Consider the following 1,281-nt stretch of genomic DNA (forward strand, 5'->3'; position numbering starts at 1 on the left):
GGGGTCGGTCTACTCCGGGGGAACGCGCGGGCGGGGGGGGTGGGTAATGACCCGTGGCGCCCGGGCGGGCGCCCCCCCGCCGGGGGGGCTGGGCTCCCCCGCCCGCGCCGCGCTTATGGCGGGGGCGCGCCCACCCCGTTAGACTATCCACACCCCCCGCCCGCACAAACACCGAGGCCTGTCATGAGTGAGATTCCCGGCGACCTGAAGTTCCTCAAGTCCCACGAATGGGCCCGCGTCGAAGACAGCGGCCGAATCACCGTGGGTATTTCCGAGCACGCCCAGGGCCTGCTGGGCGACCTGGTTTACGTGGAGCTGCCCAACGTCGGCGACACCGTCGAGCAGGGCAACGCCGCCGCCGTGGTCGAGTCGGTCAAGGCGGCGTCCGACGTCTATTCGCCCATCTCGGGCAAGGTGGTCGAGGTCAACTCGGCGCTGTCGGACAAGCCCGAGACCATCAACGAGGACGCCTACGGCGAAGGCTGGATCTTCGTGGTCGAAGCCAGCGAGCCCGACCAGCTCAAAGAGCTGCTTTCGCCCGACGACTACGCGCAGCTGCTGGAGGACGAAGGCCACTGAGCCGTCGTCCCCGCCATCGCCACACCCGTGCCGGCCGCCTTGTGCGGCCGGTGCTTTTTTCGGCCGGCCCATCCGCGCGGGGCGCCTGCGGTGCGCCAAAGGTTCGCGCATTTTTGCGATTCCGGATGGAAAAAGTGCCGTTCGCCGCAGCGCGGCAAAAAGTTTTTTTCAGACCTTCCAAGCTATCCGTCGCCAGCCTGGGAAGGGGTCGGCGCGCCCGGCGAAAAAGCCCGAGCACCGCTTCGCGAAACTGGCGCGCGGCTTTTTTAAAGCACTTTTGCGCGCGCCGGAAAATCGCGGTGCGCGCCGCGTGCATTTCCTACGCTGCCCAAGCAGGCACTCTCACGGCCGCCGACGCCGACTGCCGCTTGAAATTATTTCTGCAAAGTTGTTGACATCAAGATTTCCCGTGATTAGCTTTCGCCCAGCAGATGTCTACTGCGGATGCGAGTGATCACGAACGAACCTACAAAGCGGTCCACGAAATGCAACTCCACCCGGGAACCCAACACGGTGGATCAGGGCAGCCATCCCTCCGCGAAACGTGAAACCAGCCTGAGCAGCATCCGACTTTCCTACGCCCGGACCGGTCACGGCCCGGGCGTTTTAATTACCCGCGCCGGGATGCGCCGGCCCCAACCCCCCCCCCGCCGCGCGGGGGGGCGCGGGGGGGGGCCCCCCCGGGGTGCGACCCCGCCGGGG

General features: G+C 67.1%; 1 protein-coding gene. It reads left to right on the forward strand.

Going from position 1 to position 1,281, the window contains the following annotated elements; translation table 11 throughout:
• Window positions 1-183: 183 nt before the first annotated feature.
• The gene (gcvH, locus tag K0M70_RS12085; RefSeq protein ID WP_290782275.1) at window positions 184-579 is read left to right on the forward strand and encodes a glycine cleavage system protein GcvH; all 396 of its coding nucleotides are present in this window, start codon (window positions 184-186) and stop codon (window positions 577-579) included.
• The last annotated feature ends 702 nt before the right edge of the window (window positions 580-1,281 follow it).

This window comes from Arenimonas sp. (assembly GCF_019459675.1).
Taxonomy (GTDB): Bacteria; Pseudomonadota; Gammaproteobacteria; order Xanthomonadales; family Xanthomonadaceae; genus Arenimonas.

Bases quoted from the DNA above. Each gene is read 5' to 3' on its own strand.
- gcvH (WP_290782275.1), top strand. From the start codon at position 184: ATGAGTGAGATTCCCGGCGACCTGAAGTTCCTCAAGTCCCACGAATGG.